The 14,010-nt window shown below is 32.9% G+C and carries 12 protein-coding genes; 5 read left to right on the forward strand and 7 right to left on the reverse strand.

What is annotated here, in order from left to right; genetic code table 11:
• Positions 1 to 11 precede the first annotated feature (11 nt).
• Positions 12 to 1,211, forward strand: a complete 1,200-nt coding sequence (locus CHRY9293_RS13040) for a hypothetical protein (protein ID WP_162033379.1) — start codon at positions 12 to 14, stop codon at positions 1,209 to 1,211.
• Between the two features lie 284 nt (positions 1,212 to 1,495).
• Positions 1,496 to 2,656 carry a hypothetical protein gene (locus tag CHRY9293_RS13045; RefSeq protein WP_162033380.1) on the forward strand — a complete coding sequence of 387 codons (1,161 nt, stop codon included), beginning with the start codon at positions 1,496 to 1,498 and terminating at the stop codon, positions 2,654 to 2,656.
• An 81-nt stretch (positions 2,657 to 2,737) separates the two neighbouring features.
• On the opposite strand, the gene hemL is transcribed toward CHRY9293_RS13045, so the two are convergent.
• From hemL to CHRY9293_RS13065, 4 genes are all read right to left on the reverse strand, one after another.
• Positions 2,738 to 4,021 carry a glutamate-1-semialdehyde 2,1-aminomutase gene (gene hemL, locus CHRY9293_RS13050; protein ID WP_162033381.1) on the reverse strand — a complete coding sequence of 428 codons (1,284 nt, stop codon included), beginning with the start codon at positions 4,019 to 4,021 and terminating at the stop codon, positions 2,738 to 2,740.
• A gap of 100 nt (positions 4,022 to 4,121) precedes the next feature.
• Entirely contained in the window at positions 4,122 to 5,177 is a 1,056-nt protein-coding gene (locus tag CHRY9293_RS13055; protein ID WP_162033382.1) for a glucosaminidase domain-containing protein, read from the reverse strand.
• 19 nt (positions 5,178 to 5,196) lie between these two features.
• The gene (locus CHRY9293_RS13060; protein WP_394351039.1) at positions 5,197 to 6,135 is read right to left on the reverse strand and encodes a 1-aminocyclopropane-1-carboxylate deaminase/D-cysteine desulfhydrase; all 939 of its coding nucleotides are present in this window, start codon (positions 6,133 to 6,135) and stop codon (positions 5,197 to 5,199) included.
• A gap of 46 nt (positions 6,136 to 6,181) precedes the next feature.
• A complete protein-coding gene (locus tag CHRY9293_RS13065) occupies positions 6,182 to 6,508 on the reverse strand; it encodes a hypothetical protein (RefSeq protein WP_162033383.1) in 327 nt (108 codons plus the stop codon).
• Positions 6,509 to 6,548: 40 nt separating this feature from the next.
• Between CHRY9293_RS13065 and CHRY9293_RS13070 the strand changes: the two genes are divergently transcribed.
• The 3 genes from CHRY9293_RS13070 to CHRY9293_RS13080 all read left to right on the forward strand — a co-directional run bounded on the left by CHRY9293_RS13070 (position 6,549) and on the right by CHRY9293_RS13080 (position 9,394).
• Positions 6,549 to 6,734 carry a DUF5522 domain-containing protein gene (locus CHRY9293_RS13070; RefSeq protein ID WP_122546563.1) on the forward strand — a complete coding sequence of 62 codons (186 nt, stop codon included), beginning with the start codon at positions 6,549 to 6,551 and terminating at the stop codon, positions 6,732 to 6,734.
• Positions 6,731 to 7,255 carry a DUF4136 domain-containing protein gene (locus CHRY9293_RS13075; RefSeq protein ID WP_162033384.1) on the forward strand — a complete coding sequence of 175 codons (525 nt, stop codon included), beginning with the start codon at positions 6,731 to 6,733 and terminating at the stop codon, positions 7,253 to 7,255. Before CHRY9293_RS13070 ends, CHRY9293_RS13075 begins: the two co-directional genes overlap by 4 nt.
• 594 nt (positions 7,256 to 7,849) lie before the next feature.
• Entirely contained in the window at positions 7,850 to 9,394 is a 1,545-nt protein-coding gene (locus CHRY9293_RS13080) for an endonuclease (RefSeq protein WP_162033385.1), read from the forward strand.
• Positions 9,395 to 9,481: 87 nt separating this feature from the next.
• On the opposite strand, the gene CHRY9293_RS13085 is transcribed toward CHRY9293_RS13080, so the two are convergent.
• The 3 genes from CHRY9293_RS13085 to CHRY9293_RS13095 form a co-directional block, all read right to left on the reverse strand.
• The gene (locus tag CHRY9293_RS13085; RefSeq protein WP_162033386.1) at positions 9,482 to 10,369 is read right to left on the reverse strand and encodes a lytic transglycosylase domain-containing protein; all 888 of its coding nucleotides are present in this window, start codon (positions 10,367 to 10,369) and stop codon (positions 9,482 to 9,484) included.
• Positions 10,369 to 12,864 (reverse strand): ATP-dependent Clp protease ATP-binding subunit, encoded by a 2,496-nt coding sequence (locus CHRY9293_RS13090; RefSeq protein ID WP_162033387.1) that lies wholly within the window; start codon positions 12,862 to 12,864, stop codon positions 10,369 to 10,371. Before CHRY9293_RS13090 ends, CHRY9293_RS13085 begins: the two co-directional genes overlap by 1 nt.
• A 123-nt stretch (positions 12,865 to 12,987) precedes the next feature.
• Positions 12,988 to 13,263: a hypothetical protein gene (locus CHRY9293_RS13095; RefSeq protein WP_162033388.1), complete on the reverse strand. Its 276-nt coding sequence runs from the start codon at positions 13,261 to 13,263 to the stop codon at positions 12,988 to 12,990.
• Positions 13,264 to 14,010: the final 747 nt, after the last annotated feature.

A 14,010-nucleotide genomic window follows, 5' to 3' on the forward strand; every position in this document is an offset into this window, starting at 1 on the left:
CGTTATTAGTCATGAAAAAAACAATTTTAAGAGCATTTCTTTGTTTTTCATTAGTCGCAGCATTCTCATCAACTGCCATTTCTTGTAGTAGTTCTGATGACACAGAAGAGAGCGTATCAACATTAGATCCAACTAATTTTCAAGGAAAAATCGCAGCTGGAACTACCCTAACTTTAGATCCAACTAAAGAATATCGTCTTACGGGAAAACTTTCCGTGGAAAATGGAGCAACCCTTGTTATTCCCGCAGGAACTAAAGTAGTAGCGAGTGAAGGTGCTATTTATTTAATTGTTGAAAGAGGGGGTAAAATTTTCATTAATGGTACAGCTACTAATCCGGTGGTATTTGAAGGTACTCAAAATAAACAAGGTCACTGGGGAGGTTTAGTTGTATTAGGTAATGCTCCATCGAACAGAAGTGCTTCCGGAACTTCAACTTCAGAACTGGGGGAATTAATTTATGGAGGAACAAACACAGCAGATAATTCAGGTTCTATCAAATATGTTGTCATTAAAAATAGTGGATTTAAATATAATCCTGAAAAAGAATTCAATGGATTATCCTTATTTGGAGTAGGAAGTGGTACTACAGTTTCTTATGTGTATGTAACTGATGGTGCTGATGATGGTGTAGAATGTTTCGGAGGAAATGTAAATTTAGATCACATTGTGGTAACAGGTGTTGGTGATGATTCTTTTGACTGGACAGAAGGCTATAATGGAACCGTCAACTATTTGTATGCTGCTAGAAAAAAGGAATATCAAAATGCTGCTGAACCAGGAAACAGAGGTATCGAAGCAGATACTCAAGATTTAGAACCCAATACAACCAATGGAAACGGAGCTTCTAACCCTACAATCAATAACGCTACTTTCTTAGGAAATACTGCCGGTTCAGAATCACAAGCTTTAAAAATCAGAGCAGGTTCCCAAGGGAAATTTGATAATCTGGTTCTGGCTAATTTCTCAACTGGTTTAGATTTCGAAACAGATAGAACTTACACTTGGTTTACGAGTGGTTCATATATCAAAAATGTAAGATTCGTAAATATTACAACTCCTTGGAAGTCTAAAGCTCCAGCTCCAGATATGTCCGGAGTATTCACCACAAATGCTTCTGCAACAGGTGCCGGAAATGGTACAGCTTTGCCAGATTGGGCTAAAGGATGGACAGGACTTACTAGTTTTGACGTAACTAATGCCATGAACTAATAAAAGGAATTAATTCCTAAATTTCAATCTTGAAAAAATGCCTTCGAAACTTCTTTTCGAGGGTGTTTTGTTTTTGTTGTAGACCTTATAATTAAAAAAAAATTAAATTGGATTAATCAAAAGTTTTTAATTAGTATTATGAAAATAAACATAAAAATGGTAATTTGAACCTTGAAAAATGGGTCTACATTTTAAATATTTATACATATCACCTGAGGTATTAATCACACTTCTTTATGGCATAATATTTTAATGTTGAGACTTAATAAAATGTAAATAATACTATGAAAAAGAACTATGTAAAATATATAGCCATTGCTTTATCTATTGTAAGTTCCTTCAGTATTCAATCTTGTACTAAAGATGATGATTCTGTCGAAACCATAATTCCAGTAGGTATAGCAGTTGATCCGAGTAATCTTAAAGGTAATGTAACAAATGGAGAAACAGTCACTCTAGACCCTACTAAAGTATACAATCTCACGGGCACTATTGCCATCAAAGACGGAGGCAAACTAGTTATTCCCGCAGGAACAAGAATAGTCGCTACAGGAGGAGCGTCGTCTTATATTATTGTAGAACAAGGTGGACAAATATTTGCCAACGGAACTGCAGGGTCTCCTGTATTATTTACCTCTTCTAATAGCAATTCGGGAAGCTGGGGAGGATTAATTCTTTGCGGTAAAGCACCTATTAATACTGGAACATCTTCTACATCTTCTATTGGAAATGTTCCTTACGGAGGAACCTCTGAAACGGATAATTCGGGAGCTTTAACCTATGTAAGAATCGAGTATTCGGGAATAAATTATAATAGCAATAATAAATTTAATGGACTTTCTTTATTTGGAGTGGGAAATCAAACCAATGTATCCAATATTGCTCTAATTAATGGATCTGATGATGGTATTGAAATCTTTGGAGGAACAGTAAATGTTTCCAATATTGTGTCAGTCGGTAACGAAAATAATGCTTTTTCATGGACGGAAGGCTGGGATGGAAGTGCAACAAATATCTATACTAAGAGAAGAACCAATGGAGCTGGAAATAGAGGCATTATAGGCAATAACAATACGAGCAATAATGATGCATCACCAAGATCTAATCCTACCATTAAAAATGTAACTTTTATTGGTGATACTTCAGGAGACTCTGATGCTATAAAACTTCAAACAGGTACTTATGCTACCATTAGTAATATTGTACTTTCCAACTGGACTACAGGTTTCAATATTGAAAGTGATGCTTCTGTGAGCTTTTTCAATGGAGAAGAAAAACTTCAAGATGTCATGTTTGATACTATTACCACACAAGCTATTGCAACATCAACTTCCGGTACCAATGTTCCGATATTAAATGATACATATACGGAAAAAGTAGATGCTAAAGGAGCTGGAAATGGGATTTTGACTCCAACATGGGCCATAGGATGGTCTGGTTTATAAAAATGAAGATACACTATATAAAAAATATACCCTTAGAATACCATTTTCTGAGGGTATATTTTTAGTTCTTGTTATATCTATTTAAGAATATTCAAATTTTCTTACAGCTTCTAATGTCATATCAAGCTCGCTATCTTTAATTGCATCACTTACAAAATAGGTTTCATACCCACTTGGCGGGAGGTATACTCCATTTGTCAACATCTGATGGAAAAAATTATTGAACAAAGCATGATTTGCGTTTTGGGCTTCATCAAAGTTGGAAACGCTATGGATATGGAAAAAGACCGACATCATAGATCCTTTTCTATTGATTTTATGGGCAATTCCTTTTTCATTTAAAATTTTTCCTATTTCAAAATCCAATATTTCAGTTGCTTTATTGATTCTGGTATAAAAATCCGGATCATTCTTAATGATTTGGAGAGTTTTTAAACCTGCTCTCATGGCCAAAGGATTTCCACTCAATGTTCCTGCTTGATATACTCCTCCTTTAGGTGCCAGATGATCCATAATCTCATTTCTTCCTGCAAAAGCACCTACAGGAAGACCTCCTCCAATTACTTTACCATACGTAACTAAATCCGCTTTCACATTGTAAAGTTCCTGAGCACCCCCGAAAGCCAATCTAAAGCCAGTCATTACTTCATCAAAAATCAATAAAGATCCATTTTCATCACAGATTTTTCTTAGGTTTTGTAAAAAGTCATTTTCAGGAAGAACGCACCCCATATTTCCGGCAACAGGTTCAATAATCACCGCAGCTATTTCTCCTTGATTATGGCGGAATAGATCTTGAATCTGTTCAAAATCATTATATTTAGCCAATAAGGTATCTTTAGCAGTTCCTTGTGTTACACCTGGTGAATTTGGGTTTCCAAAAGTAGCTGCTCCACTACCCGCTTTAATTAAAAAAGAATCCGAATGGCCATGATAGCACCCTTCAAATTTGATAATTTTATCTCTTTTTGTATACCCTCTTGCCAACCTGATAGCACTCATGCAGGCTTCCGTGCCAGAAGAAACCATTCTAATTTGTTCAATATTAGGAACGTTTTCTATAATAAACTTGGCTATTTCGGTTTCCAATTCCGTTGGAGCCCCAAAAGAAAAGCCTTTTTCTGCTTGTAATTTTAATTCTTCTAAAACTTCCGGATGGGTATGTCCCAATATAGCCGGCCCCCAAGAATTTATATAATCTATATATGTATTATTATCTTCATCCGTGAGATAAGCCCCTTTTGCTGACTTCATAAAAATGGGAACTCCTCCTACGGATTTGAATGCACGAACCGGAGAATTCACCCCTCCCGGAATGTACTTATAAGCTTCATCAAATAAAGCTGAACTTCTTTGGTACTTCATATTTTTTTGTTGATAATTGACCGTTGAAATTTTCTAACTAAAACAGGCAACTTTATGAGTATTAAGCCTTAAGCTTTTAGCTAGATATTGACAACTCAATTTAGTTTCGAGGTTTTTTATCTATTAAATAAATCAACTGTCCTGTGGATGGTTTCTGTCCATCATCCATCCTATTTTTAACGTATAGTTTATGCAATTTAATCCCAAATTTTTGTGCTATATCATGCATATTTTCACCATATTCACTTCTATAAGTTGGGGTATTTCCTGTGGAATTTTTGGATTCAAGGAAAATAATATCATTTTTTCTTAATACATCACTTTCAAGCTCATTCCATCTCATCAATCTACTTTCACTTATTTTAAATTTATTTGAAATGAACTTCAGATTAGTATCTTCCGGAATAATGATATATTTCAAGCCTTCATTGGGATGAGTCTTAATGATAATAGAATTGAGAACTTCTGCTCTCGTTTTGATTTTTTCAACTTTTTTTTGTTGTTGAGTATAAGAAGTTTGGTTATAAGGCACGGTAAGAGTAACCGGCTCTTTCGTTTTAGGGTATTTATCCGAATCCAGCTGCGCCATGAAAGCCCTATCATTTTTCAGATCGGGATACATTTTCAATACCGCATATAAAACTTCTTTTGAGTTTGTATTATCAAATTCATAAAGTTTATATCTTTCAATTTTACCAATCAATATAGAAGCATATCGAGGGTTTGTTGCATAGCCGGCTTTCTTTAAACCATGGGCCCAAGCCCTATAATCTTTCATATCTAGTCTGAAAAGATTCGTATAATACTTTCGAGTAGATAAAAATATAGAATGATCTTCATATGATTGTCTTGGGTCATCATATACTCGAAAACATTCATTGGGAGCATCATCGGTATGCCTCATCGTTTTCCCGGTCCAATCCTCTTTACATTTTATTCCAAAATGGTTTTTACCTTCCAGCGCCAGTCTACTCTGTCCTCCACCTGTTTCTAAAAGTCCTTGGGCAAGTGTAATTGATGCGGGTATTTTATACTTCTCCATTTCTTCTACCGCATATTTAGCGAATTTTTGAATGTACTGATCTTCAGTAGCCCACGTCTGAGCCGAGAATTTTGATAAAACTAAAAGGCTTACCAACAAGAAAAGTCTTTTCATGTTTTTCAATTTTATTTACTTATATAATTAAATTTCTATTTTGTTTTTCTAAAAGCAAATTAGCTCCCTCAATTCCTTGTAATCCCCCTGTATGAAAGCATAAAATTTTACTATTCTCAGGAAAATATTTTGCATCAATCAATTCAAAGATTTTTTGCATCATTTTGCCTGTATAAATGGGTTCTAAAGGAATTTTAAATTCTTCTTTAAAATCATTGATAAAAGCAACATTATCATCCTTTATTTTCCCATAGCCTCCAAAGCTTGAGTCTATTAGATTAAAATTCCTTTTAGAAGTTAATTCAAGAATTTTATTTTCTAATGATGCATCGTCCACCACTTTAAACCCTATAACTTTCTGATTTCCTTCACAAAACATCGAAAGTCCAGCAATTGTACCTCCTGTTCCAACTGCAGTACAAAGATAATCAAAATCTTTTGTTTCATGATTTAACATCATTTTTACACCTGCGACAGCTTCCTTATTCGTCCCTCCTTCCGGAATGATCAATGCATCAGGAAATTCATATTGCAAAAACTCGGTCAACTTATCCTTATAGCGGTATTCTTCACGGGTAACAAATCTTAAATTCATTCCATTTCTTCGGGAAAAAAGAAGCGTAGGGTTATCTCTCCAACTATTCTTAAGCTCTTCCCCTCTTATAATTCCTAATGTTGAAATTCCTGCTACTCTACCCACTGCAGAAACAGCAGAAATATGATTTGAAAATGCTCCGCCAAAACTAATAATGTACGGTTTTTTAGGGTTACTCTCTAAATAATCATTAATATTATAAAACAGTTTCCAATATTTATTTCCTGAAATTTGAGGGTGAACCAAGTCTTCTCTTTTCATGAAAAGTCTCACTCTCTTATGTATTACTATTTCCTGGATAGGAATATTTGTTAGGGGTTTTTCTAATAGCATTTTATCTAAATGATATTTTAACATATCCATCTTTAAAGTCTTACTCTACAAACTTATTTATATTGATTATAAAAAGTTATAAATACTTACTAAAACTCCAAAATTTTCTTTTTTTAAGGTAATTTAAATCTCGTTCTTTTGCATAAGCTTCTTTTTCAAATGAGATGCCTTTATACGCTAAATATCTGTTTTTTAGTGTAAAGAGTCGATAATAATACTCCACAACATAAAAAATATAAAAAAATATAACCAACATCTCGACTTGCTGTCTTAGATGTATTTTTTCGTGATTTATAAGTACTTTATTTTCCTTATCTTCGGGTTGTCTAATAAAAATAAAAGGAAAAAGAGCAATACCATTAATTTTCAATTTTTCTAATGGTTTTTGGCATACAATTATCATGATAACAAATATAAAGTTTTTTGGATTAGAGATTTAACTTATGGGCCATTTTGACATCAAAGAGAATGAAGACTTCTATTATAATGAACAAGGCTACAAGGTTTTTACAGAAAAATTTCATTTAAAAAGAGGTTATTGCTGTAAAAGTGGTTGTAAACATTGTCCTTATGGATATGATAAAAAGACCGACACATTCATTAAAAACGATAAAAAAATAAATAAATGAAAAAATATATTTTTATTTTGTTAGCTGCTACTTTAGGCTTAACATCATGTAGTCCCTTTCAAGTGCGTTCTGATTATGCTGATACAGCAAATTTTAATACTTATAAAACCTATAAGCTTAGGATTGATGATCTAAAGCTTAATGATATAGATAAAGATAGAGTTTTAAATGAGCTATCCAAACAATTGCAAATGAAAGGTTTGCAGTCTGGTGAGAATCCAGACCTCATCGTTAATGTAAAAGCAAACCACAAAAAAGTAACGGATATCAACAGCGTATCTCCTTATGGAATGTGGGGATGGGGAGGACCTTTTGGATGGGGAATTGGAGTAAATAGAACGTGGACGAGTAATTATAATGAAGGAGCATTAGTTGTTGATTTAGTAGATGCTCGTACCAATAAATTGGTTTGGCAAGGTATTGGCAGTGGTATATCTGTTGATTCTCCACGAGCTAAGCAGAAACAAATTCCTGAAATAATAGCGGAGATGATGAAAAATTATCCTCCACAAAAAAAGTAAATTAATCATCGTATACGAAGAGGCTGTCCCAAATTGGGACAGCCTCTTTATTTATATCTCTATGGAAAACTTCTATCTTTTCTGATTTTTAAAATTAGTGACTATACCCTTAAAATCAATATTCACTTATATTTTCCACGTAAAGTCGTCCATTTAATATTTCATACACAAGGAATAGATTATTTTTATCAATATAATCAAATTATTTATCTCGTAAATTTTTCTCTGAAAACCCACATCAATTAAAAAAATAAATAAAAAAAATAATATTTCTAATCTTTCTAAATAAAAATAACCTCCATAGAAAAATACCTCTTCTTTTTAATATATTTTAAATTTTTCTTAGTATTAAAAAAATAAAACTCCCATATATTAGAAATAATTTCAACGAAAAGAAATAGAGTATAGTAAAAAACATTTATAAAAAAGATTCATTTTGACAAAAACAAGAATAATTATGAATCAAATACAATATCACTTTACTTAGTATTATTCATTAATTTCTAGTTAAAATACAATATCAAAATAATCCGCTATAATGCTGGAATTTTTTTATCAATAAAATGTAGTATTCTTGCTCAATATTATGTTAATATGAGAAAAACGTTATTATTTATCACATTAGTAAATCTTGCTTATGCTCAAAGCCCAGCGGGATATTATGATTCAGCCAATGGTTTAAGTGGAGCAGAACTGAAAACAGCATTAAGCAATATTATAACCCATGGTCATCAAGATAAAGGCTACGGCGGGCTTTGGACTGCTTATAAAACAACAGATCTAGATACCACCTATGAAAATGATGGTTCGATTTTAGATATTTACTCTGAAAAGCCTACTGGAGCTGATTCTTATCAATATACTCCGGGAAACAATCAATGCGGAACCTATGTAGGCGAAGGTCAATGCTATAATCGTGAACATATTGTACCACAAAGCTTGTTTTATAAAGATTCTCCCATGAGAAATGATATTCACTTCATTCGGGCTACAGATGGAAAAGTGAATGGTATGAGAAGTAATTATCCTTTTGGAATAGTAGGATCAACTACTTTCGTATCTCAAAACGGATCTAAATTAGGCAACTCTGCATCTTCAGGATATGCAGGAACCGTTTTTGAACCTATCGATGAATTTAAGGGAGATGTTGCCAGAATGATTTTCTATTTTGTAACTCGTTATCAATCTCAACTTTCCTCTTTTTCTTCGGGAAATATGCTGGGAAATTCTACATTTCCGGGATTACAAAATTGGGAATTGAATGTATTATTAGCATGGCATAATCAAGATCCTGTATCTCCAGCAGAAATTAATAGGAATAATGCTTCTTACTCATATCAGGGTAATAGAAATCCTTTTATTGATAACCCAGGCTATGTAAACCTCATTTGGGGATCTGGCTCAGCAAGTACAAGCACTACAATCAACTCCACAAACCCTAATTCAGGAACAGGCTGTATTAACGAAGATTTTGAGACTATTCCTACCAACAATGCTTCATCCTACTCTCAAAGAACATGGATGAATAATGGTATCAATTGGACCGCAACTGATGCAAGAACTGATACCACAATTTTCAATAAAGCTATTATAGTAAGAAACGGTTCGCTAACCTCAAGTGTTTCTAATAAAGGAATTGGTTCCTTAACTTTAACCACACAATTGAAATTTTCCGGAAATAATGGAGCTTTGATCATAAAAGTAAATGATACTGTAGTGGGTACAGTTCCTTACAGTGACAAATCAACGACCACAACCATTGATAACATTAATGTTTCAGGAAATGTAGTAATCACTTTGATTAATAATTCAACAGGTAACAGAGTGGCTATCGATAATTTGAGTTGGACTTGCTATTCTGGAGCATCAAAACAAGACCAGCAAACTTTTATTGAAAAGAATACGAGTTCGGACCTTTTACAAATCTATCCTAACCCGGTATCTAACCAAGAAATTTTTGTAAAGGGACTCACACAAAACATCAAAGTAGCAGAAATCTATAATCCGCAAGGAAAGGTAATGGAAACAATTCATCATCCTTTCTCAAAAAAATCGAACTCATTTAAAATTAAAAACTTAGAGCAAGGTATTTATTTTCTTAAGCTGGATAATACATTATTAAAATTTATCATTAGATAAGACGTCCTACATACCTTATATCGAAACAGGTGTTATGTTATTTTGGCATAACACCTGTTTTTTAATAATTTTATGAGTTAAGAAATATTACTTTTTCCCTTTGATAGACTGGAAAAGTATCTTACTCTTTTTTAAGAGAAAATCCGGCATCAAATCCATTGGGAGATGTAAGATACCTTCTCCTTTATTCTGTAATTCTTCTTTAATTCCTGGATTCCATGAAAGAAGCTGCTCCATACCCACCTTCAATTCATCTGCAATTATATTTAAATTAAACCCTGCATTAATGGACGTCTCCGCTAAAGAAGTCTGTTCTACTTTACGCTTTCCATCGGTAAAGAAAACAGAATTTATTCTGGAAGAATTATAATTACTTATTACATCCTCAAGTTCTCTAGTCGCATAACAAGCATTCAAATATTTCTTAACATGGTTAATAGTTTCCGCAGGTAAATATTTATAAAATTCATGATATTGAGAGGAACTCGCTTCTTGCATAGCTTTAGCAATATTTCCTTCACCACAATTATAAGCAGCCACTACAGTAACCCAATTATTGTATTTTTTATAAAGACTTGCTAAAGATATCACTGCGGTTTTTGTGCTTTTATAAAGATCTGCCCGATTTTGTTCTGTCAGTCCATATTGATTGGCATGAGCACCCATCAACTGCCAAACACCTACAGCTCCGGCTTTAGAAATTGTATTTCGATTAAAATGGGATTCAATGAGAGCTAAGTTCCTCAAATGCCTAGGCAGACCCTTCTGAGAAAGCGAGTACTCTATAAAATTAACAATTTCTTTATTATTATTAATAATGGTCCTATATTTCTTAACACTGTTTTCCGAAGTATCTGTTGCCGCCAGAAACTGAGCATTGACAAAAGTCGAAGAGCTGATCAGTACCAATCTAAAAAAAACACTTTTAAAGCTACTACTTTTTACCAAAAGGGTATTTATAATTTTACTATCCATTATTCAACTCTCCAGCTTAATTTTTGTTCTTCCTTACCCCAATCTGCATATATTGTTTGTCCAGATTTTACTTCTTCACGGACTATCATTTTGGAAATCGGTCTCGCTAATTGTGATCTAATAACCCCTGAAATCTGCCTTGCTCCATATTTACTGTTAAAGCCATCTAACGTAAGGCTTTTAATTGCCCTATCACTGATATTCATTGTAATCCCTAATCTTGCTAATGAAGTATGGAGGGATTTTAATTGAATATTAAAAATTCTTTCTGCAATAGATTCTGTAATAGGTGCAAAAGGGATAATTTCTGTAATTCTTGCCAAAAACTCAGGTCTAAAACGGCCAGAATTAGTCATAATTTGCATGAGTGATGAAGATTCCGGAATATTTCCTTCTCCAAATTGTTTTATTATTTCTTCACTCCCGATATTGGATGTAAATAAAATGAGTGCATTGCTAAAATCTCCTTCTTTTCCTAGCTTATCATGAACCTTTCCCTCATCCATAATTTGTAAAAATATATCAAAGATCGAATGATGAGCTTTTTCTATTTCATCAAATAAAACAACGGTATAAGGTTGTTGTCTAATTTTATTAATCAACATTCCCCCTTCTTCATATCCTACATAGCCTGGAGGCGCTCCATAAAGAAGAGCAGCAGAATGCTCTTCTTTAAATTCGGACATGTCAAAACGAATCATAGCCTTTTCATCATTGAAGAGTAATTCTGCCATTGCTTTTGCCAATTCAGTTTTTCCTGTTCCAGTAGGCCCAAGAAGAAAGAAAGAACCAATCGGTTGACCGGGTTTATTCAATCCACTCCGATTTTCAACAATCGCATCAGAGAGTATTTTAAGCGCATGATCTTGTCCTACTACCCTCTTTAATAAAAGAGATTCCATATTGAGTAGCTTTTCTTTTTCTTGAGCTTGAATTTTTCCAATAGGAATATTGGTTTTAGCAGCCATTACAGCAGCTAGTTCAAGTCTGTCCACTTTATGTCTTTTTTTAGCAGCATGCAATAACAACTCAGCATATGTATCGTCAATTATTTTCTTAATATGCTCAACAGGCATCGAGTTATCAATTTGAGGCTGCTCAGCTAAGGATCCCCATAGTATTGGACTAATTTTATCTCTTAATAAATGATAGGCCCAGATCAGTTCGTTAGCATTATCTTTTTCATTAAAAAAATCTTCTTTCAGAATTTCATTATACGTTTCTTTCCAATCTTGAAGCTCTTTCATAGAAAGCTCATCAAGTATTTTGATCGCCGCCATTGTTCTGTCAAGTAAATCAATCGCCGCATCGGGTAATTTTTTACCTTTTGAATACCTCTTCGCTAAACGCACACATTCAGGAAGAGCTGTTTTTTCCACTTCAATGTTGTGATGTTTTTTATATCTATCAATAAGTACTTCAATCATTTTAATACAATTCCTTTCATCAGGCTCATGTACTGTTAGTACCTCGAAACGACGATTGAAAGCTTGTTCAGGTTCAATAATTTTCCTATACTCCTCCTGAGTGGTTGCTCCAATTACTGTAATTTCCCCTCTTGCTAATTCAGGTTTTAGAAGATTGGATACATTTCCGATACTCCCTTTCGGATCTAACAATGTGTGAATTTCATCAATGAATAAAATTCCCTTCTCCATCTTTTTACATTCATTAATAATCTTTTTTAGGCGATCTTCAATTTCACCTTTATAAGAAGTTCCTGCTAATAAAGCCCCTGTATCTAATTCCATCAGAGTGGCATTTTTTAACATTTCAGGCACATTTCCTTTTGTAATTTCAATGGCAAAACCATCCACTAAAGCTGTTTTACCCACTCCAGGCTCTCCGATAATAATTACATTGGGCTTACTTCTTCTACAAAGAATCTCAACCAACATTCTCAATTCTTTATCTCTGCCAATGATATTTTCCAAATCTCCTTTTCTTGCCTGCCTGGTTTTATCTATGCAATAATTTTTAAGAGAAGGAAAAGAGTGATCTGAAAACTCCGAACCATTTGAAAAAATAGAAGAAGTCTGCCCACTTTGAGAAACCTCACCTACGATATCCTTTCTGTATAGATTAAAAATCTCATGTTCACGAAGAGGTAAAGATTTCAACTGCTGTAACGTGAAAGCCACTTGAGGTTTTACGATTGCTGTAAGAATGCATAAAGGAGTTATTTCATCCAATCCAAGTTTCAATCGCATATCATCAGCTTCTTCTACAATATCATCGACATGATCATCTTTTATAATTTCATCCAAAAGATGTGTTGTTTTAGGATAATCTTCAATTCTTACTTCTGCCCACTCATAAAAATACCCTGGGTCTTTCTCAAGGCTTCTTAAAAAATCATTAAGGCCAATATCTTTATGCATTAAAGCCTGTAAAATATGAGGTCCACCATAAGTCGCATTATAGTTCTCTCTCGCAATCGATTGTGCAATATGCAAAAGCTGTTTTACTGTTTCATTGGTTACCAGTACTCCCATATATTGTTTATATTAATATTTTGTTCTTTAGTCCTTTGATATAATTTGTCAAGTCACAAATTACCATATTATATTAATCAGCAACTTGATTGATTTTTTTTTAATATGGATTTGTAATTAATTTCATTTTACTTTCTTTATCTTAATTACTAACAAATCATTTTTATCTGTATCAATTTTATCATCTAAACCTTTCCTTATCATCCAGAAAATTACTAACCAACTCATCATAATAGTAGGTACAAGACTTGAAATTACATTAGCAGCTACTTCTGACTCTAGATAAGTACTCCATGACGCTTCACGAGCATTAAAAATATCTCTATTTACAATTATTGAAAAAGTAGAAAATGATAATATATATAAAACTATTATAAAATATACTTTTTTTAGTCTCATAATCTTAAAAATGAAAGATACTATTACCATTAAAACTAATATTATCAGATTAGTATATAAAATCTCTTCCAAAAAAGAGCACTCCATACACATAGAGGACATCTTTTCTTTCAATGAAAACAAACCTATATATGATTGTAAGCATCCTAAAAGATAACATATCATACATACAATAAAAATTTTGTTATAATTCAATATGAAGACGTGTTTTATAAAATTTATAGTATAAATAAAAAGTCAAAACTCCTCCTGCAAGTATATACAAAAAGGATTGAAATGCTGTTGCTATCAAAGCATCTTCAAAACTATAAGAGCTCCAAGAAGCAACTCTGTCTTCAAATATGCTATAATTGTTCAAAAAGGTAAAAAGCATAAAAATAGTAGATACTATTAAGCAGAATATTTTTTTATTGTATATTGTTTTAGCTGATATATATATAGCTATCGGCATGATAATCAATAATAATAAGGAAAAGAAAAATACATCATTAATATAAGAACAGCTCATACATGCAGCAGAAGTCTCAGATGAGAAAGAATGCATTGAAATAAAAGTGGTTATAAAAGATAACAGGTAAGTTATTATACTAAAAATTATAATTTTATACATCATATTTATTGACACTATCTCGTAAAGTGTGTAAGTTAAAAAGTTAGGCTTGGATTTTATAATCTGAGCCTTTTTTCAAAAATAAGCATAAATTGGTTGAGAACAATACCCCAATTTCGAATAGGCATGGTCCATTT

It is taken from the genome of Chryseobacterium potabilaquae (genome assembly GCF_902728265.1).
Lineage (GTDB): Bacteria > Bacteroidota > Bacteroidia > Flavobacteriales > Weeksellaceae > Chryseobacterium > Chryseobacterium potabilaquae.

Bases quoted from the DNA above. Each gene is read 5' to 3' on its own strand.
- CHRY9293_RS13040 (WP_162033379.1), top strand. From the start codon at position 12: ATGAAAAAAACAATTTTAAGAGCATTTCTTTGTTTTTCATTAGTCGCA.
- CHRY9293_RS13045 (WP_162033380.1), top strand. From the start codon at position 1,496: ATGAAAAAGAACTATGTAAAATATATAGCCATTGCTTTATCTATTGTA.
- hemL (WP_162033381.1), bottom strand. From the start codon at position 4,021: ATGAAGTACCAAAGAAGTTCAGCTTTATTTGATGAAGCTTATAAGTAC.
- CHRY9293_RS13055 (WP_162033382.1), bottom strand. From the start codon at position 5,177: ATGAAAAGACTTTTCTTGTTGGTAAGCCTTTTAGTTTTATCAAAATTC.
- CHRY9293_RS13060 (WP_394351039.1), bottom strand. From the start codon at position 6,135: ATGGATATGTTAAAATATCATTTAGATAAAATGCTATTAGAAAAACCC.
- CHRY9293_RS13065 (WP_162033383.1), bottom strand. From the start codon at position 6,508: ATGATAATTGTATGCCAAAAACCATTAGAAAAATTGAAAATTAATGGT.
- CHRY9293_RS13070 (WP_122546563.1), top strand. From the start codon at position 6,549: ATGGGCCATTTTGACATCAAAGAGAATGAAGACTTCTATTATAATGAA.
- CHRY9293_RS13075 (WP_162033384.1), top strand. From the start codon at position 6,731: ATGAAAAAATATATTTTTATTTTGTTAGCTGCTACTTTAGGCTTAACA.
- CHRY9293_RS13080 (WP_162033385.1), top strand. From the start codon at position 7,850: ATGAGAAAAACGTTATTATTTATCACATTAGTAAATCTTGCTTATGCT.
- CHRY9293_RS13085 (WP_162033386.1), bottom strand. From the start codon at position 10,369: ATGGATAGTAAAATTATAAATACCCTTTTGGTAAAAAGTAGTAGCTTT.
- CHRY9293_RS13090 (WP_162033387.1), bottom strand. From the start codon at position 12,864: ATGGGAGTACTGGTAACCAATGAAACAGTAAAACAGCTTTTGCATATT.
- CHRY9293_RS13095 (WP_162033388.1), bottom strand. From the start codon at position 13,263: ATGAGACTAAAAAAAGTATATTTTATAATAGTTTTATATATATTATCA.